The following is a 17,335-nucleotide window of genomic DNA, read 5'->3' on the forward strand; positions in this document are numbered from 1 at the left end:
TCTATCCCGCCGAGGCGTCCGAAATCATTCTGGAGACGGCATTCTTCCAGCCGATGATCTTGGTCTGCCGCTCGGTCTCCTCCATCGAAGGGCTGAAGCGGCGGTCGCAGGCCCAGGCCTGCGCAAACTCCCGCCTGCCGGGCCAGATGCCGGCTTTCGAGCCGGCAAGCCAGGCAGCACCCAGCGCCGTCGTCTCGCGGATCGCCGAGCGGTCGACGGGGTTCCCCGTCATGTCGGCGAGGCACTGCATGGTCCAATCCGAAGCCGCCATACCGCCATCGACACGCAGCACCGTTTCCAGCTGGTTGACCCCCCAGTCCTTCTTCATCGCCACCAGCAGATCGAGTGTCTGGTAGGCGACGGATTCGAGCACGGCGCGGGCAAATTCCGCCGGCCCGCTGTTTCGGGTCAGGCCGAAGATCGCGCCGCGCGCGGCCGGATCCCAATAGGGGGCGCCGAGGCCGGTGAAGGCCGGAACGATATAGACCTGCTGTCCGGGATCGGCCTTGGCCGCAAGCACCCCCGCCTCCGACGCCTGACCGATGATGCCGAGACCATCGCGCAGCCATTGCACGGCGGCGCCGGCGATGAAGATCGAGCCTTCGAGCGCATAGGTCGTCTCGCCGTCGAGCCGGTAGGCGATCGTCGTCAGCATCCGGTTGGAGGAGGAAACACGATCCCGGCCGGTGTTCAGCAGGGCAAAGCAGCCGGTGCCATAGGTGGATTTCATCATGCCGGGCTCGAAGCAGGCATTGCCCATCGCCGCCGCCTGCTGGTCGCCGGCAACGCCGAGGATCGGAAGCTCCGCACCGAGCAGCGCCTTGTCGACGCGGCCGAAATCATCGGCGCATTCCCTGACCTCGGGAAGCACCGCAGGGGGAATACCGAGAATGCCGAGAAGCTCCTCGTCCCAGGCACCGTCATCGATATTGTAGAGCAGCGTTCTCGATGCATTGGTCGCATCGGTGGTATGCACACGGCCGCCCGTCAGATTGTAGATCAACCAGCTGTCGATCGTGCCGAAGCAGACATCGCCTGCCTCCGCCTTCTCACGCAGACCGTCGACATTGTCGAGCAGCCAGCGCAGCTTCGTTCCGGAGAAATAGGGGTCGAGCAACAGCCCGGTCTTGGCGCTGAACAGCTTCTCGTACCCGTCGGCCTTCAGGCTCTCGCACATTTCAGCCGTGCGCCTGTCCTGCCAGACGATCGCGCGATGAAGCGGTGTTCCGGACTTGCGATCCCAAACGACCGCCGTCTCGCGTTGGTTGGTGATGCCGATCGCGGCAATGTCGCCGGCCTGTATGCCGGCATCTGCAATCGCCTTGCGCACCGTGTCGATCACGGACAGCCAGATCTCCGTGGCGTCATGTTCCACCCATCCGGGCTGCGGATAGTATTGGGTGATCTCCGCCTGCGCGGAGCCGGCCATTTTCATGTCGCCGTCGAAGATGATCGCGCGTGAGGACGTCGTGCCCTGGTCGATTGAAAGAATATAGCCGCTCATATCCGTCTCCGGCTCGCACGAAACCGCTCCGCCCGGCAAGGAGGGCAGACGCGGAGGTTTCATGAGAGAAAGATTGTGGGTGCCACCGGCCGTAGCCGGTGGCAGGAAGTGATGGCCGGAAGCTTTGTCGCCTCCGGCCGAGGTCCGCCTTACTTCGACTGCCAGCTCTTGACGAGTTCGTCGTAGTTGACAGTGACCGGCTTTTCCTTCTCATTCTCGATCTTCAGCTGCGGTGCAAGGTTGCCCTTCTTCACCGCATCCGCGTTCCAGTAAGCGAGGTCATGCTCTTCGGCGAGTTTCGGGCCGATATCGCCCTGGACACCCGATTTCTCGATACGGCCCATGACCTTCTCCTGCTCGCCGCAAAGAGAGTCCATGGCTTCCTGCGGTGTCTTGGCGCCGGCAGCGGCGTCACCGATGGCCTGCCACCAAAGCTGAGCCAGCTTCGGATAGTCGGGAACGTTGGTGCCGGTTGGCGACCATTGAACACGGGCCGGCGAACGATAGAACTCAATCAGACCGCCGAGCTTCGGAGCGCGCTCCGTAAAGCTCTTGTCGCGAATGGTGGATTCGCGGATGAAGGTGAGACCGAGCTGGCTCTTCTTCACGTCAACAGTCTTGGAGGTCACGAACTGTGCATAGAGCCAGGCAGCTTTCGCGCGGTCCGTCGGGGTCGACTTCATCAACGTCCACGAGCCGACGTCCTGATAACCAAGCTTCATGCCGTCTTTCCAGTAAACGCCATGCGGGCTCGGTGCCATGCGCCATTTCGGCGTACCGTCCTCATTCATAACAGGCAGGCCAGGCTTGACCATGTCTGCGGTAAACGCCGTGTACCAGAAGATCTGCTGCGCGACGTTACCCTGTGCCGGCACCGGACCGGATTCCGAGAAGGTCATGCCCTGAGCTTCCGGCGGTGCGTACGCCTTCAACCAATCGAGATACTTCTGGATCGAATAGACCGATGCCGGGCCGTTAGTATCGCCGCCACGCGCGACGCACGAACCGACTGGACGCGAATTCTCGTCGACCTTGATGCCCCATTCGTCGACCGGAAGACCGTTCGGCAGGCCCTTGTCGCCGTTGCCGGCCATCGACAGCCAGGCGTCGGTGAAGCGCCAGCCGAGCGACGGGTCCTTCTTGCCGTAGTCCATATGGCCGAAGACCTTCTTGCCGTTGACGTCACGGCCGGTAAAGAATTCGGCAATGTCTTCATAGGCCGACCAGTTGACCGGAACGCCGAGATCGTAGCCGTATTTCGCCTTGAAATCGGCCTTGTTCTTCTCGTCGTTGAACCAGTCGTAGCGGAACCAATAGAGGTTGGCGAACTGCTGGTCGGGAAGCTGGTAGAGCTTCTTGTCCGGCGCGGTCGTGAACTTGGTGCCGATGAAGTCGTCGATATCGAGGCCGGGGTTGGTAACGTCCTTGCCTTCGCCGGCCATCCAGTCGGTCAGATTGCGGACCTGCTGATAACGCCAGTGCGTACCGATCAAGTCGGAGTCGTTGACCCAGCCATCATACAGGTTCTGCCCGGTCTGCATCTGCGTCTGGATCTTCTCGACAACGTCACCCTCTTGAATGACGTCGTGCGTGACCTTGATGCCGGTGATCGCAGTGAAGGCCGGAGCCAGAACCTCGGACTCATACTTGTGAGTGGTCAAGGTTTCCGAAACAACCTTGATGTCCATACCCTGGAAAGGCTTCGCCGCATCGACGAACCATTGCATTTCCTTTTCCTGGTCGGCACGAGAGAGCGTCGACACGTCGCCGATCTCTTTGTCCAGGAAAGTCTTTGCCTCGTCCATGCCGGCATAGGCCGACCCGGTCATGGCCAGCAGTACCGCTGCTGTCGTCGTCAATAAATGCCTTCGCATGATATCCTCCCAGGGTTTTGCGATTGCAGTCTTCACGTCTCAGGCGGCCAGAAAAACCCCGGCCATCTGCATCAGTTTGCCTCACACGTAACGGAATACGCCGACGGCGTAGACAACGGAGAGAGCGAGAGCCCACCAGAGGCTTGATCCCGCGAGACCAAGCCAGGCAAGATGGATAAAGGCGCTGCCGAGCAGCGAAAGGAAAAGCCGGTCACCGCGCGTCGTCTCGAAGCGCAGGATTCCGATCCGCGGGTTGCCGCCCGGCACGGCATACTCCCAGACCCCCATGCCGATCAGCAGCAATGCGATAACGATGAAGAACGCGGCCGTCGGCCAGGTCCATGCCATCCATGAAAAATCGGGAAGTGAAAAGCCCATCAAACCCTCCCCAGGGCGAAGCCCTTGGCGATGTAATTGCGCACAAACCAGATCACCAGCGCCCCTGGGATCAAGGTCAGAACACCCGCGGCGGCGAGCAAGCCCCAATCCATGCCGGATGCGGAGACGGTACGGGTCATGGTGGCAGCGATCGGCTTCGCGTCGGTAGTCGTCAACGTTCGTGCGATCAGCAACTCGACCCAAGAGAACATGAAGCAGAAGAAGCAGGCGACACCTATGCCGCTCGCAATCAGCGGCGTGAAGATCTTCAGGAAAAACCGCGGGAACGAATAGCCATCAATATAGGCCGTTTCGTCGATTTCCTTCGGCACGCCGGACATGAAGCCTTCAAGGATCCAGACCGCAAGCGGCACGTTGAAGAGGCAATGCGCCAATGCCACGGCGATGTGCGTATCGATCAGTCCAAAGGCTGAGTAGAGCTGGAAGAACGGCAGGGCAAAAACCGCCGGCGGCGCCATCCGGTTCGTCAGCAACCAGAAGAAAAGATGCTTGTCACCAAGGAACCGATAACGGGAAAAGGCATAGGCCGCCGGCAGCGCAGCTGCCACCGAGATCACCATGTTGATCACGACATAGGTGATTGAATTGATGTAGCCGGAATACCACGCCTTCTCCGTGAAGATCGTCACGTAATTGGCGATCGTCGGGTTATGAGGATAAAGCGTCAGAGAATTGACGATTTCCGCATTGGTCTTGAAGCTCATATTGACGAGCCAATAGATCGGCAGCAGGAGCACGATGATATAGATCGTCGGAACCAGCCACCACCAGCGCGATTCCTCGCCGCGCCGGCGCATCAGACGGCTTACTTCATCGGAGGAGAGACCGCTTGCGACACTGGTAACGCCTGAGATTTTTCGGCTCGCTGTCGTTTCGTTGGAGGCGCTCATTTCAATTCTCCGCGTCGTGGCTTGTCATGACGGTGTAGAACACCCACGAAAGCAGCAGGATGATCAGGAAATAGATCAGCGACATAGCAGCGGCCGGACCGAGGTCAAACTGTCCGAGGGCGGTCTTGACCAGATCGATCGACAGGAAAGTGGTCGCGTTGCCGGGACCGCCGCCCGTGACGACAAAAGGCTCGGTGTAGATCATGAAACTATCCATGAAACGCAGCAGCACGGCGATCAGAAGAACGCGTTTCATCTTTGGCAGCTGGATATAGCGGAATACCGCCCAACGAGACGCACCGTCGATCTTGGCTGCCTGATAGAAAGCATCCGGAATGGAAACGAGGCCGGCATAGCAGAGCAAAACGACCAGGCTCGTCCAGTGCCAGACGTCCATGATGATGATCGTCACCCAGGCGTCGAGCGGATCCTGCACATAGTTGTAATCGATGCCGATGGCATTGAGGGAATAGCCGAACAAACCAATGTCGTTGCGGCCGAACACCTGCCAGATCGTGCCGACAACGTTCCACGGGATCAGTAGTGGCAGCGCCATCAGAACCAGGCACACCGGCACGCCGATGCCCGATTTCGGCATGTTGAGCGCAATGAAGATACCGAGCGGGATCTCAAGAGCGAGAATGATCAACGAAAAAACCAGATTTCGCTGCAGGGCGGCCCAGAAACGGTCGGAATGCAGGATTTGGGTAAACCAGTCCGTTCCGTTCCAGAAGAACTGGTTGTTTCCGAAAGTGTCCTGAACGGAATAGTTCACAACCGTCATCAAGGGAATGACGGCCGAGAATGCCACCAGCACGAGGACCGGCAGGACCAGAAACCACGCTTTGTTGTTCCAGGTTTTTTCCATGATCAAGCCTCCGGTCCGGCGCGCCAAGAGTCGGCATAGATACTGATACCCGACGGTTCGAAGGTCACCCGGGGATCAGCCGGAATTTCCCCGTCTTCAGGGACGACGATCGCGATCGGCTGGCCGGCAAACTGGGCGCGGACGATCTTCTGCCGGCCGATATCTTCCACCTTGCTGACGGTTACAGGCATGCCCTCGCGGCCGACCCTGATAAACTCGGGCCGGATTCCAAGCTCTACCTTGGCCGCTGCCGCAGTCTTTGGCGCATAGTCGAGCGTCAGCGCGTGCTCGCCGACCCGAACCGTGCGGCCTTCCACCTTGGCTGGCATGAAGTTCATGCCTGGAGAACCGATGAAGTAGCCGACGAAGGTATGGCTCGGACGCTCGAAGAGCTCGGCCGGCGTGCCGATCTGCACGATCTCGCCATCGTACATCACCACGACTTTGTCGGCGAATGTCAGCGCCTCCGTCTGGTCATGCGTGACATAGACCATCGTAAAGCCGAACTGCTTATGCAGCCGCTTCAGCTGCGACCGCAGCACCCACTTCATATGCGGATCGATAACGGTGAGCGGCTCATCGAAGAGAATCGCGTTCACATCCGAGCGCACAAGGCCGCGGCCGAGCGAAATCTTCTGCTTTTGGTCCGCCGTCAAACCGCGCGCGCGCCGCTTGGCCCAGTCTGAAAGATCAATCATCTCCAGTATTTCGCGGACACGACGATCAACATCAGGCTCCGCGACTCCGCGGTTGCGCAAGGGGAAAGCCAGATTGTCATAGACGGTCATCGTGTCGTAGATCACCGGAAACTGGAATACCTGCGCAATATTTCGCTGCTGCGTCGGCAGGTTCGTAACATCCTGTCCGTCGAAGAGAATTCGCCCTTCGGACGGTTGAATAAGGCCGGAAATGATATTGAGCAGCGAGGTCTTTCCGCAGCCTGAAGGTCCGAGCAGTGCATAGGCACCGCCGTCGTTCCACTCGTGGTGCACTTCCTTGAGAGCGTAGTCCTTCTCGCTCTTCGGGTTCGGCCCATAGGCATGTCGAATATGATCGAGGGTGATACGTGCCATGATCTTCTCCTAGCCCCTCTGCCCGGCAATGGTGATCGCCCGGCCGTCCGCGCCGAACGCCATCAGGTGGCGCGTATCGATGAAAACGGAGAGGTCCGTGTCCGGATCGATATTGTGGATGCCGTGCGCAAGCATCACCCAGCGGGTGCCGGCAAATTGTAGATGCACGAAACTTTCCGATCCCGTGATCTCCGAAATCTGTGTCCGTGCTATCAGCTGCGCCGAATCAGCCGTCTGGGCGGTTGGTGCAAGATGATGCGGGTGAAACGCGATCGTTGCCGGCCCGTCCGGCACGTTCTGAAGATGCGGCGGCACGGCAAAAATCACGGCGCCATCGCGCAGGAAATTGCCTTCCGATTTGACCAGATCAATAAAATTCAGCGGCGGGTCGGCAAAGGTTTTCGCCGTCGTCAGATCGAGCGGATTGCGATAGACCTCGATCGTCGGGCCGAACTGCGTGATCCGGCCCTCGTTGAGCGCTGCCGTATTGCCACCCAGCAACAAGGCTTCGGAGGGTTCCGTCGTGGCATAAACGAAGATCGCGCCGGACTGGGCGAAGATGCGCGGCAATTCCTGCCGCAGCTCTTCACGCAGCTTGTAATCGAGATTGGCGAGCGGCTCGTCCATCAGCACCAGGCTGGCATTCTTGACGAGGGCGCGCGCCAGCGCCGTGCGCTGCTGCTGGCCGCCCGACAGATTGAGCGGCGTGCGGTCGAGATAGGGCGTGAGCTTCAGGAGCTCGGCCGCCTTGCGCACGTCGCGGTCGATCGTGGCGGCATCCTTGCCTGATATGCGCATCGGCGAGGCGATGTTCTCGTAGACGGTCAGCGCCGGATAGTTGATGAATTGCTGGTAGACCATGGCAACGTTGCGCTTCTGCACCGGCATGCCGGTGACATCGACGCCGTCGAAATGGACGGAGCCGCCCGTCGGCCGGTCGAGGCCGGCCATCAGCCGCATCAGCGACGTCTTGCCCGACAGCGTCGGCCCGAGCAGGACGTTCAGCGTGCCTCGCTCGAGGACCAGATCGGTCGGATAAATGTGATAGTCCGCGCCCACCATCTTGGCGGCGTTCCGCAGTTCCAGCATTCCGATTCCCGTGCCTCCACGCAGCGGGGACCACAGGGCTCCTATCCGGCCATCGCCGGCATGGCAGCCATGTACTCCTCCAGTGACTGAGCCTGCTCCTTCGAAAGGCGCAGGCCATCCTTTGTTCTCCTCCACAGCACGTCTTCGGCGTGCCGGGCCCATTCCTGTTTAACGAGATAGGTGACCTCCGCCTCGTAGAGATCACCGCCGAACAACCGTCCGAGATCGTCGATGCCGCGGGCATCGCCGAGCAGCACCTCGGCCCTGGTGCCATAGCGGCGCACCAGGCGGCGGGCATGCTGATCGGCGAGGAACTGATAACGCCGTTTCAGCTTGTCAACTTGTGCCTCATAGCCGCGGACCGGGAAGTCGCCGCCCGGCAGATGGCTTTTGGCCGTCCACGGGGCGCCCTTGACGCCGATCGCAGCACCGATCTTCTCCAGCGCATGTTCGGAAAGCCGGCGATAGGTGGTGAGCTTGCCGCCGAAGACGTTGAGCAACGGTGCGGCACCTTCGCCTTCCAGCTTCAGCACATAGTCGCGCGTCGCCTCCTGTGCCTTCGAGGCACCGTCGTCATAAAGCGGCCTGACCGCCGAATAGGTCCAGACGATATCTTCCGGCTTGACCGGCTCTTTGAAATATTCCGACGCCGCATTGCAGAGATAGACGGTCTCCTCCTCGGAGATCCTGACATCCTTGGGATCGGCGGTATAGTCGCGGTCGGTGGTGCCGATCAGCGTGAAGTCGCCCTCGTAGGGGATGGCGAAGATGATGCGGTTGTCGGGGTTCTGAAAGAAATAGGCTCTCACATCGTCGAACTTCTTTTTCACGACGATATGGCTGCCTTGGACGAGGCGGACATGATGGGCTTCGTTCTGGCCGAAGGCGGAACGAATGACATGGTCGACCCAGGGACCGGCGGCATTGACCAGCATGCGGGCCTGATGGCTGTCATTGCGGCCGGTGACCGTATCGGTGGTCTCGATATGCCACAGGCCCTTCTCGCGCCTTGCCGACACGACTTTGGTGCGCGGCATGATGGTCGCCCCCTTGTCGGCGGCGTCGCGGGCGTTCAGCACCACCATGCGGGCATCGTCGACCCAGCCGTCGGAATATTCGAAGGCCTTGGCAAACAGCGCCTTCAGCGGCTTGCCGGCCGGATCGCGGCGCATGTCGAGCACCGAGGTCGGCGGCAGCAGCTTGCGGCCGCCAAGGTGGTCGTAGAGGAAGAGGCCGAGCCGGATCAGCCAGGCCGGACGGATGCCGCCCTTGTGATAGGGCAGCACGAAGCGCAGCGGCCAGATGATGTGCGGCGCCATCGCCCAGAGGATTTCGCGCTCCATCAGCGATTCGCGCACCAGGCGGAATTCGTAATGCTCGAGATAACGCAGGCCGCCATGGATCAGCTTGGTGGCGCCCGACGAAGTGCCCGAGGCGAAATCGTTCATCTCCGCCAGCGCCACCGAATAGCCGCGCCCAACAGCATCGCGCGCAATGCCGCAGCCGTTGATGCCGCCACCGATGACGAATATGTCGTGAATCTCCCGGCCCAATATCCCCTCCGAGCCCCGCTGCAGATTTCGCATCGCACAAAACTTGCGCAATTGCGAAAGTGACACCAGTTAAAACGAAAGAAATACGAATGTCAAACGAATGTTTCGGAGATCACCACCTTGATCTGGACGATTTTTAGGCCGGATCAGGATAAAATGAGAATTGTCATCTGAATCAAAGGCATAGAGCATCGTGCGCTTTCGAAAGGCGCTGACGCTTTTCAGCCCTATCCGCTAGCGCGATCTGCCGTTCGTTTCGATCAGCTTCACATTGTTTTCGAGGCAGAGATTGCGGATCGACGCCACCGGACAGTGGTCGGTGATGAAGGTATGGACCTGCGAAAGCTGGCCGATCCTGACCGGTGCAGTGCGTTCGAACTTCGTCGAATCGGCAACCAGGATGACATGCCTGGCATTGGCGATGATCGCTTGAGCCACCTTCACCTCGCGAAAATCGTAGTCGAGAAGCGCGCCGTCCACGTCGATCGCCGACGCGCCGATCACGGCGTAATCGACCTTGAACTGACGGATGAAATCGACGGCCGCTTCACCGACGATCCCGCCGTCCGAACCACGCACGACCCCGCCGGCGATCACCACTTCGATCGCCGGAAAGGAACGCAACCTATTGGCAACGTTGATATTATTGGTGATCACCATCAACTCGTGGTGATTGGCGAGCGCCTCGCCCACCGCCTCGGTCGTCGTTCCGATATTGATGAAGAGCGAGGCGCCGCTCGGGATCAGCTCGACCGCGGCAATGCCGATCGCCTGCTTCTCGGAAGCGGCGATCTGGCGGCGCGCCTCGTATTTGACGTTCTCGGTGCCGCTCGGGAATGTGGCACCGCCATGAATACGTGTCAGCACCTGTGCGTCGCAGAGATCGTTCAGATCCTTGCGAATCGTCTGCCGCGTCACGGAAAAGCGAGAGGCAAGTTCCTCGACCAGAACCCTGCCGCTCGATTTCGCAATCGCCACGATTTCGGTTTGCCGGTCGGTCAAGAACATGGGCGCATACCTTTCGTATCTGCTTTCGTTTTAAAGAAAGCGAAGGGCAGCGCAATGCCTATCTGTTACCAGTTCGCCCTCGCGGCTCGAATCTCACGCTATCGCTTCCGCATCACGTTGACGATGAGCACACCGAGGATTGCCATGACGCCACCGACCGCACCGAGCACCGTTGGCGTTTCGCCCAGCCAGACAAAACCGATTAGCGTGGCGACCGGCGGAACGCCGTAGAGGAAATTCGAAGCGCGGGCGGCCGTCAGCCGCTTCAACGCGATCGCCCAGGTGAGATAGCCGATCACAGTGGGGAAGATGACGAGATAGGCAACGCCCCAGTTCACTTCGGCCGGTGCGGCCGCGAGCGCCTGGATTGTCGCCGGGACGGCCGGAAACAGCGGCACGGAACCGATGAGCAGGATCCAGGCGGTGACGGCAAGCGCCGGCAGCCGTCCAAGCAGCGGCTTCTGCAGCACGCTGGCGATCGCCGAGCAGAGCGCTGCACCAAGGATCATGACCGCATTTGGATCGAGCTTGAAACCGTCGTCGGAGGCGACTGCAATCAGCGCTACGCCGCCGAAGGAAACCGCGGTACCCGCCCAGCCCCAGCGGCCAAAGCGCTCGCCGAGCGCGAATGTGGCAATCAGGGCAGTGAAGACGGGCATGGTGTTGATGATGAAGCTCGCCGGCCCTGCCGCAACCGTCTGCTCGCCGGTGTTCAACAAAACCGCATAGGCGGCGATGAAGAGCACGGCGGCAATGGAGAGGCGGAGGAAATCGCGCCTTTCCGGCATCGGCCGGTAGATGGCGAGGTAGACGAGGGCGATGGCGCCGGCTGCCACATAACGCGCCGTCGCCAGTTCGATCGGCGTCAGCGGTCCGAGACAGATGCGGATCACCACGAAGGAGGACGCCCAGAAGAGGATGGTAACGAGGATCGCCGCAAAGGCCACCATATCGAACCCGCCTTGCTGTTTCGCCGTAACCGGTGCGCTTGCCGCCATGCTCATTTTCGCCTCCATCTGTTTCTGTGAAATGGATTAGGCCTTCGATCCGTGCTTGAAAAGCATCGCAATCGATGATCAAATGTGCGTATGGTTCACAGCTCGCCCGTGCTTCCGCCCCTCGACACGCTCGAGACCTTTGCCCGCGCCGCCCGGCTCGGATCGTTTTCGGCCGCGGCCGAGGAAAGCGGCATCACCCATGGCGCGGTGTCGCGGCAGGTCTCGCGCCTGGAGCGCTGGATGGGCGTGCGGCTGTTTGCCCGCGAAGCCCGAGGTGTGCGCCTGACGCCGGAAGGTATGCGGTTTTTCGCGCGGGCGGAGGAAGCGCTGGCGCTGCTCGGCAATAGTGGCGAGCGCTGGCTGCCCCGCCGCAACAAGGCGGTAGTGCGCCTCTCGGTAACACCCTCCGTCGCCTCGCTATGGCTGTTTCAGCGCCTGCCGAAGCTTGAGGGAAACGAGTTGCATGTCGAGTTGACGCTCGAACACCGGCTGGCGGATTTCGGCGAAGGCACGGATCTTGCCATCCGCTGCGGAAAGGGGCCGTGGGCGGGCGTGCGCGCCCTACCGCTCTGGCAGGAGAAATCGTGTCCGATCGCTGCCCCTGCGCTGGCGGACCGGCTCGGACAGCGCTCAGATGCCTTGTCGCTGCTCGAACTGCCGATCCTGCACGATTCGAACATCGAAGGCTGGCGCCGCTGGCTCGCCCGCGAGGGTGTCGACTATACGCCGCGCGGCCATGACCGGCGCTTCGAAGACTATAATCTGGTGATCGACGCCTGTGCGCAGGGGCTCGGCATCGCGCTGGCGCGACCGCCGCTGTCGGATGCGGCGCTGGCGGCCGGGCGCGTCGTCACTGTCTCGGAACGGACGCTCGATTATCACGTGGCCTTTCACCTGATCCGCCCGGACGATGCGCTTCGAAGCCCCGCCATCGAATTTGCCAGCCGCTTCCTGCGTGAGGCCGGCCAAGACGCGGCGACGATCGCCGCCTTTATCGCACCCGGCCGGCCAAAGACGTAAGCGGAAGATGCGGCACCGGCCGCATCCGGGTCGTTATTCCTCCGGGAACCTCAGGCGCATTTCCTTCGCCAGTTCGAAACCGGCAGCCCTATAAACGGGTTCGCCGGCATCCGAGGCATGGATGACGACCGTCGTGCAGCCGATCGATTTCAGATAATCGACGGCCTTGTTGGTCAGCGCCAATGCGATGCCGCGCCGACGGAAGGCGTCGGCGACATAGACGGACCAGATATAACCGAACAGCCGCTGTTCCGGACGGATGACCTCCGGAAACGGCGATTGGTGCAGCTGGCAGGATGCAGAACCGGCGATTTCACCGTCGACGATCGCAAGGAACGAGGTCAGGCGGCGCTCTTCGCGACCGCTTCTGATGAAAGACAAGATCCGCGCCGCCGCATCGGAGCTGTAGTGTTCCGGTGGTGTGCCGTAGCTGTCCCAGATCTTCAGATAGTGCCCCACCAGGACCTCGTCCTCGTCGGGCGTTGCCATTCGAATATCCATCATGTCGTGATCCGGCTTGGGCATGCGAGGGCGCGAAATCGCTCCTCAGAAGAGTTGGCGCCTCCCCACCGCCATGGGCAGGAGGCGCCAAAAAAGAACATCAATTCGCTGCCGTTAGCGTCATCGAGGCGCTGCCTGCCGCAACGTTGAGGCCGAGCTGGCCGGTCAGGCTGACCGTCTGCAGATGGATCGAGCCGGAGGTACCGCCGACCAGGAGATTGGCGCCCACACCGGCGCCGAGCGTGGCTTCGGCGCTAGCGCCGACATAGAGGCCGGCGAGCGAGCCGCGGTGATAGCCGGCGGTCGGCGCAAACACGGCCCAGATCAGGCGGCTGCGCGTGGTGAAACCAAGGTCGATGCCAAGTTTTCTCACTTCGCCGGTATAACGATCCGAAAGCTCGTTGCCGACGGTCGACTGGAAGATGCAATCGGCTTCCTTGGATGAACCGAGCACATAACCCGTGCCGCCGCCGATATCGCAGGTGAGATAACCGATCTTCACGCCATTGCGCAGGTCCGGCTCTTCATATGTCCTGGTGGCGAGGTCGGCGGCATTGGCCACCCCCGCTCCGACAAAGGTCAACGATACCGCGGCAAAGGCCGTCGCAAGAATTTTGTTCATAAGTCTCTCCTTCTCAAATCGTGACGGGAGCATACCCGGCTACTCGCCACCAGATTCGGCAACAGATAACGGACGGAACCGCAAAACGATCCCGAACCGGCATCATTTACGCATCGCATGTCAAAGCGCATGGGAAGGCGCAAGCGACAAACAAGCCTACGGTTCAGCCCCCATTGGGACATTTCGAAGGCACCTTTTCGCGGCATTCGATTATTTCATGATCTTATCCGGAATGGTTGCCAGAAAGGCACATCGATCTCCAACCGGTGACATCCGGCTGAGCGGACGGTGACCACAAGGCTCGGTCCGGCCGCCTCTGTTCATTTGCGGCGCTACTATTTCTGCCGAAGCCAGAGTGTCAGGAAACCGGCAACGACAGCGGCAGCCGCGCTGAACAGTATGGGGCCCAGATAGCTACCGGTTTTATCGAATACGAGCCCCGCCATTGTTGGCCCCAGCAAAGCAGCCACACCCACGGCCGTATAGAGATAGCCCAGTATCGTTCCGATATGACGGGTGCCGAAGAGATTGGCGGCGACGGCCGGATAAAGGCCGACGCAGCCACCATAACTCGCCCCGAACAACAGGGCGAAAAGCACCATCATGGCCATGCCGTTGGCAGCGGACCACAGGACGAATGAGCCGGCAACAGCAAAGGTAAGAATTGTCAAAAGGCGCAAGGAACCGATGCGGTCGCCCAAACCGGCCAGCACGAGACGCCCAAAGATGTTTCCGACGCCGATGAGCGCTATAAGGATTGTACCGCTTTCAAGCGACAGACCCATGTCATGCGCTGCCGGGACGATATGCACATAGGGAATGAATGTGCAGAACGACACCAAGAGCAGCATGACGTAGAACAGGCTGAAACGGCCATCGCGCCATACGGTGAAAGGGCTGGGCCGGTCGCTGGATCGCAGTTCTGCAGGAATGCTGTTGTCTTGGCGTCTACGCACGAGCATTGCCGCCGGCAGACCGATTGCGGCTATGACGGCCGCCAAACCGATGAAACATCCACGCCAACCAAGCCCGGAGACAAGCCGGCCGATCGTAAACGGCAGCAACAGCGTGCCGAGGCCGAGGCCGGCCGTAGCAATGCCTGACGCGCGGCTCCGCTTGAGGATAAACCAAGACTGCACAGCTCCAATCGCCGGAACATAAGAGAGGCCGATTCCAAGCCCCACTCCGGCTCCGTACCAAACGTAGAGCGAGGTCAGTGACTGTGCCTGGCTGGCTCCGGCGTAACCGATGATCATTGCCACCAAACCCGTCGCTATGACGGCGCGGGACGACCAGCGATCGGCAAGCGGGCCGGCGATTGCGCCCAGCGAATAGAACACCAAAGCCGAGATGGAGAAGACAAGCGCGATCTGGCCACGCGATGCCGCGAATTCCTCGGAAAGACCGGGAAACACAGCGGAGAAGGCGTAGGCTGATCCGAAGGTTACAGCTGTCAGCGCATGCGCTCCACCGACGACCCACCATCCGCTTGGTGAGTCTGCGTCGTCGGACAGTGAAACAGGTGAAAATATGGATGGCAAAATCAATCGGCCTTTCAGATATTTATCGCTCGGAGTATTGCGCAGTCCCGCACCGACGCAAGCCGCAACGCAATGCCTGCATGACTTTCTCACGCGCGAGTTGTCACACCATCTGTAACGATAAATTCCTCGCGCAGGTCAGCGGTTCATGCGATGCAAGAAATCGACGGGAGGGCAGCGGATCGCAATTGGGTGATGGCTATGGAAACTGTTGAAAAATCGAATAATTCCAATCCACATTTGCCCGTGGGATATTCTTTGGTCCCCAAGGGTAAACTTGCAAATGCCGTCACCTGTCTGGAGATGACGGAGAAGCCGGCCTCCAGGGAAGCCAACCTTATTCCTGGGATCTCTCTCGAGCGGATGAAAGCTCCCGATCTTGTGGCATATCGGCAGCTTTTCCGGCTGGTCGGAGAGGACTGGATGTGGGTTTCACGCTTGGTCATGCCCGATGACAGACTGACGGCCATTCTCCAAGACCCGCTGGTGGAAATATACGTGCTGCTGGCGGAAGGAAGGCCGTCCGGCATGCTGGAGCTTGATTTCCGGCAACATGGTCAGTGTGAACTGGTTTTCTTTGGAGTTGCCAAAAGTTCGATCGGAACCGGCGCGGGGCGCTATCTCATGGACAAGACGTTATCGATTGCCTGGGCGCATCCCATCGAACGGCTTTGGGTCCACACCTGCCATTTCGATCATCCGAATGCATTGCCGTTCTATCAGCGGTCCGGCTTCAAGCCATATGCTTTCATGGTCGAAGTGACGGATGACCCAAGACTGAACGGCGTGCTGCCAAGGACGGCAGCCCCTCATATCCCAATCCTTGGCTAGGTGCCATTTATCGCAAAACGGCAACCAGACGCATTGCGAAGCTCGTTCCTGACGCGCATGATGGCCTGGGCAATCCGTGGTCATGTTTCATTCTGCCTTAGCGCAGAATTTTTAACTGCCCGCATCCCGGCACCAGTAAAAGAAAAACCCGGCGATGAGTTTCGCCGGGTTTTTCTACTTGATCTGTCCGCGTTATACTTTTCGCATTAGGCGCATGACGATCGATACGACGAACAGCACCAGGAAAATGAAGAACAGAACCTGGGCAATGGAAGCTGAGGCCCCTGCGATGCCGCCAAATCCGAGGACGCCGGCAATCAAAGCCACAACGAGAAACACCAGAGCGTAATAAAGCATCGCAATCTCCTTTTACGTTGCTGCGGAGATAACGGAGGCCGCCCCATTTGGTTCCCGTCGGCCTTGCCGCGGGTAGATGCACCGTCGCGCCGACCCCATTCAGCCGAGATGAAAGACGCCGTTATATGTCCGATCACCTTCATTCGGTTCGGGAGGTTCGGCCGCATCGAGATAGGCCTTGAGCGGGCCGGTCAATACGAACCAGATGCTTGCTCCGAGCATGAAATAGGCTCCCACCGGATCGTCGATGCGGGCGATGAACGGAAGGCAGGCGGATGCGAACAACACGATGATGCGCACCGACCACTCCGCCTCGCGTTTGGCGATGGCGCGCGCTCTCAGCGACTTGTATTCCCGTGCGCCGTAACCGCCTCCCCCTGCCTTTACCGCCGAAAGCAGCTTTCGCACGGAGGGCAGCGCCAGCATGACCAGTGCGGCAATGCTGAGCGCGAAAGGCTTGCCGGACACGACCTGCCCGCTCGCGATCAGCAGAAAGGAGAGCACGACGAGATTCCATGTCGGCTCCAGCAGCTCCGGCGGTTGCCGCGTGCGCAGATGCCAACTCCGCAGCAAGCCCGCCGCGCCGTGCAGTAGCGGCTGATCGATATAGCGATTGATCCAGTCCATGCCGATGCGCCCGTCCCCGATTGCATGAAGAGGGCTCCGAACACCACGGAATTTGGTCATCATCGTGGCGATAGCCGCCGAATCTGTTCTTCGCGTGAACGAAACTTGCCGAGACGCATCACAGTCGCAAAATCTGAAGGCGACCTCGGAACGCGGCGACACCAGCTTAGCGCAACTCCTGCGCGACCTCCCAGACATGGCCCGACGGATCCGCAAAGGCCGCCGTCCGGCGGCCCCATGGACGATCGACGGGACCATTGAGCAGCGTTACCCCGAGTTTGCGCAGTTCTGCGCAAACTGCATCGACATCATCGACCTTGATCGTCAGCAGTACGCGTGCCCCCGAACCGGGGGGCGACACGGCGGATGGCTCGACCAGCTGAGGCGCTTGCGCAGCATCGAGCAAGTTGATCATCGTTCCCGAGAATTTCAGCACGCAGGATACTGCGTCCTGATAGACGACATCAGGTGCAAAGACCTTTTGGTAGAAAGAGTTGGCCTCGTCGATATCATCGACGAACAGGGTGACGACTTCGATCCGATCCAGCTGCATAGGCATTTCTCCTCCGTTGCTCCAAGC

18 protein-coding genes are annotated in these 17,335 nt (G+C 60.1%); 2 read left to right on the forward strand and 16 right to left on the reverse strand.

Annotated elements, in window-relative coordinates:
- Nucleotide 1: 1 nt before the first annotated feature.
- The 10 genes from glpK to EEQ99_RS05590 all read right to left on the reverse strand — a co-directional run bounded on the left by glpK (nt 2) and on the right by EEQ99_RS05590 (nt 11,274).
- Nucleotides 2-1,504, reverse strand: coding sequence for a glycerol kinase GlpK (glpK, locus tag EEQ99_RS05545; RefSeq protein ID WP_097622813.1), 1,503 nt, complete (start codon nt 1,502-1,504; stop codon nt 2-4).
- A 149-nt stretch (nt 1,505-1,653) separates the two neighbouring features.
- The gene (locus EEQ99_RS05550; protein ID WP_097544686.1) at nt 1,654-3,378 is read right to left on the reverse strand and encodes an ABC transporter substrate-binding protein; all 1,725 of its coding nucleotides are present in this window, start codon (nt 3,376-3,378) and stop codon (nt 1,654-1,656) included.
- A gap of 81 nt (nt 3,379-3,459) precedes the next feature.
- Nucleotides 3,460-3,756 carry a DUF2160 domain-containing protein gene (locus EEQ99_RS05555; protein ID WP_018246653.1) on the reverse strand — a complete coding sequence of 99 codons (297 nt, stop codon included), beginning with the start codon at nt 3,754-3,756 and terminating at the stop codon, nt 3,460-3,462.
- Nucleotides 3,756-4,667 (reverse strand): carbohydrate ABC transporter permease, encoded by a 912-nt coding sequence (locus tag EEQ99_RS05560; RefSeq protein ID WP_003552208.1) that lies wholly within the window; start codon nt 4,665-4,667, stop codon nt 3,756-3,758. The genes EEQ99_RS05555 and EEQ99_RS05560 overlap by 1 nt, the downstream gene beginning before the upstream one ends.
- A 1-nt stretch (nt 4,668) precedes the next feature.
- Nucleotides 4,669-5,535, reverse strand: a complete 867-nt coding sequence (locus EEQ99_RS05565) for a carbohydrate ABC transporter permease (protein ID WP_047613241.1) — start codon at nt 5,533-5,535, stop codon at nt 4,669-4,671.
- Between the two features lie 2 nt (nt 5,536-5,537).
- Nucleotides 5,538-6,608 carry an ABC transporter ATP-binding protein gene (locus tag EEQ99_RS05570; protein ID WP_047613243.1) on the reverse strand — a complete coding sequence of 357 codons (1,071 nt, stop codon included), beginning with the start codon at nt 6,606-6,608 and terminating at the stop codon, nt 5,538-5,540.
- 9 nt (nt 6,609-6,617) lie between these two features.
- Nucleotides 6,618-7,697, reverse strand: a complete 1,080-nt coding sequence (locus EEQ99_RS05575; RefSeq protein WP_047613245.1) for an ABC transporter ATP-binding protein — start codon at nt 7,695-7,697, stop codon at nt 6,618-6,620.
- Nucleotides 7,698-7,738: 41 nt separating this feature from the next.
- Complete coding sequence (glpD, locus tag EEQ99_RS05580) at nt 7,739-9,250, reverse strand: glycerol-3-phosphate dehydrogenase (RefSeq protein WP_097630938.1); 1,512 nt, start codon at nt 9,248-9,250, stop codon at nt 7,739-7,741.
- Nucleotides 9,251-9,484: 234 nt separating this feature from the next.
- A complete protein-coding gene (locus tag EEQ99_RS05585) occupies nt 9,485-10,258 on the reverse strand; it encodes a DeoR/GlpR family DNA-binding transcription regulator (RefSeq protein WP_063476188.1) in 774 nt (257 codons plus the stop codon).
- Nucleotides 10,259-10,356: 98 nt separating this feature from the next.
- Nucleotides 10,357-11,274 carry a DMT family transporter gene (locus EEQ99_RS05590; RefSeq protein WP_174824432.1) on the reverse strand — a complete coding sequence of 306 codons (918 nt, stop codon included), beginning with the start codon at nt 11,272-11,274 and terminating at the stop codon, nt 10,357-10,359.
- 72 nt (nt 11,275-11,346) lie between these two features.
- On the opposite strand from EEQ99_RS05590, the gene EEQ99_RS05595 reads away from it, so the two are divergent.
- On the forward strand, nt 11,347-12,276 hold the full coding sequence (locus EEQ99_RS05595; RefSeq protein ID WP_097630936.1) for a LysR family transcriptional regulator: 930 nt from the start codon (nt 11,347-11,349) through the stop codon (nt 12,274-12,276).
- Between the two features lie 33 nt (nt 12,277-12,309).
- Here EEQ99_RS05595 and EEQ99_RS05600 read toward each other — a convergent pair whose 3' ends face one another.
- The 3 genes from EEQ99_RS05600 to EEQ99_RS05610 form a co-directional block, all read right to left on the reverse strand.
- On the reverse strand, nt 12,310-12,777 hold the full coding sequence (locus tag EEQ99_RS05600) for a GNAT family N-acetyltransferase (RefSeq protein WP_244604770.1): 468 nt from the start codon (nt 12,775-12,777) through the stop codon (nt 12,310-12,312).
- Between the two features lie 100 nt (nt 12,778-12,877).
- Nucleotides 12,878-13,399, reverse strand: coding sequence for a DUF992 domain-containing protein (locus EEQ99_RS05605; RefSeq protein ID WP_028756513.1), 522 nt, complete (start codon nt 13,397-13,399; stop codon nt 12,878-12,880).
- A gap of 335 nt (nt 13,400-13,734) precedes the next feature.
- Nucleotides 13,735-14,946 carry an MFS transporter gene (locus tag EEQ99_RS05610; RefSeq protein WP_097630934.1) on the reverse strand — a complete coding sequence of 404 codons (1,212 nt, stop codon included), beginning with the start codon at nt 14,944-14,946 and terminating at the stop codon, nt 13,735-13,737.
- 195 nt (nt 14,947-15,141) lie between these two features.
- Here EEQ99_RS05610 and EEQ99_RS05615 point away from each other — a divergent pair, with 195 nt between their 5' ends.
- Nucleotides 15,142-15,771 (forward strand): GNAT family N-acetyltransferase, encoded by a 630-nt coding sequence (locus EEQ99_RS05615; protein ID WP_097630933.1) that lies wholly within the window; start codon nt 15,142-15,144, stop codon nt 15,769-15,771.
- 192 nt (nt 15,772-15,963) lie between these two features.
- Here the strand turns inward: EEQ99_RS05615 and EEQ99_RS05620 are convergent, their stop codons facing one another.
- The 3 genes from EEQ99_RS05620 to EEQ99_RS05630 form a co-directional block, all read right to left on the reverse strand.
- Nucleotides 15,964-16,128 (reverse strand): DUF1328 domain-containing protein, encoded by a 165-nt coding sequence (locus EEQ99_RS05620; RefSeq protein WP_028756510.1) that lies wholly within the window; start codon nt 16,126-16,128, stop codon nt 15,964-15,966.
- Nucleotides 16,129-16,227: 99 nt separating this feature from the next.
- Nucleotides 16,228-16,818, reverse strand: coding sequence for a hypothetical protein (locus EEQ99_RS05625; protein ID WP_028756509.1), 591 nt, complete (start codon nt 16,816-16,818; stop codon nt 16,228-16,230).
- A gap of 103 nt (nt 16,819-16,921) precedes the next feature.
- Nucleotides 16,922-17,314 carry a VOC family protein gene (locus EEQ99_RS05630; RefSeq protein ID WP_097630932.1) on the reverse strand — a complete coding sequence of 131 codons (393 nt, stop codon included), beginning with the start codon at nt 17,312-17,314 and terminating at the stop codon, nt 16,922-16,924.
- Nucleotides 17,315-17,335: the final 21 nt, after the last annotated feature.

The organism is Rhizobium anhuiense (assembly GCF_003985145.1).
Classification (GTDB): domain Bacteria; phylum Pseudomonadota; class Alphaproteobacteria; order Rhizobiales; family Rhizobiaceae; genus Rhizobium; species Rhizobium anhuiense.

What these genes read in the sequence shown, in the direction of transcription:
- EEQ99_RS05590 (WP_174824432.1), bottom strand. Translation starts at nt 11,274, where the DNA reads ATGGAGGCGAAAATGAGCATGGCGGCAAGCGCACCGGTTACGGCGAAA.
- EEQ99_RS05585 (WP_063476188.1), bottom strand. Translation starts at nt 10,258, where the DNA reads ATGTTCTTGACCGACCGGCAAACCGAAATCGTGGCGATTGCGAAATCG.
- EEQ99_RS05575 (WP_047613245.1), bottom strand. Translation starts at nt 7,697, where the DNA reads ATGCTGGAACTGCGGAACGCCGCCAAGATGGTGGGCGCGGACTATCAC.
- EEQ99_RS05600 (WP_244604770.1), bottom strand. Translation starts at nt 12,777, where the DNA reads ATGGATATTCGAATGGCAACGCCCGACGAGGACGAGGTCCTGGTGGGG.
- EEQ99_RS05625 (WP_028756509.1), bottom strand. Translation starts at nt 16,818, where the DNA reads ATGATGACCAAATTCCGTGGTGTTCGGAGCCCTCTTCATGCAATCGGG.
- glpK (WP_097622813.1), bottom strand. Translation starts at nt 1,504, where the DNA reads ATGAGCGGCTATATTCTTTCAATCGACCAGGGCACGACGTCCTCACGC.
- EEQ99_RS05595 (WP_097630936.1), top strand. Translation starts at nt 11,347, where the DNA reads ATGGTTCACAGCTCGCCCGTGCTTCCGCCCCTCGACACGCTCGAGACC.
- EEQ99_RS05570 (WP_047613243.1), bottom strand. Translation starts at nt 6,608, where the DNA reads ATGGCACGTATCACCCTCGATCATATTCGACATGCCTATGGGCCGAAC.
- EEQ99_RS05630 (WP_097630932.1), bottom strand. Translation starts at nt 17,314, where the DNA reads ATGCCTATGCAGCTGGATCGGATCGAAGTCGTCACCCTGTTCGTCGAT.
- EEQ99_RS05555 (WP_018246653.1), bottom strand. Translation starts at nt 3,756, where the DNA reads ATGGGCTTTTCACTTCCCGATTTTTCATGGATGGCATGGACCTGGCCG.
- EEQ99_RS05565 (WP_047613241.1), bottom strand. Translation starts at nt 5,535, where the DNA reads ATGGAAAAAACCTGGAACAACAAAGCGTGGTTTCTGGTCCTGCCGGTC.
- EEQ99_RS05615 (WP_097630933.1), top strand. Translation starts at nt 15,142, where the DNA reads ATGGAAACTGTTGAAAAATCGAATAATTCCAATCCACATTTGCCCGTG.
- EEQ99_RS05550 (WP_097544686.1), bottom strand. Translation starts at nt 3,378, where the DNA reads ATGCGAAGGCATTTATTGACGACGACAGCAGCGGTACTGCTGGCCATG.
- EEQ99_RS05620 (WP_028756510.1), bottom strand. Translation starts at nt 16,128, where the DNA reads ATGCTTTATTACGCTCTGGTGTTTCTCGTTGTGGCTTTGATTGCCGGC.
- EEQ99_RS05605 (WP_028756513.1), bottom strand. Translation starts at nt 13,399, where the DNA reads ATGAACAAAATTCTTGCGACGGCCTTTGCCGCGGTATCGTTGACCTTT.
- EEQ99_RS05560 (WP_003552208.1), bottom strand. Translation starts at nt 4,667, where the DNA reads ATGAGCGCCTCCAACGAAACGACAGCGAGCCGAAAAATCTCAGGCGTT.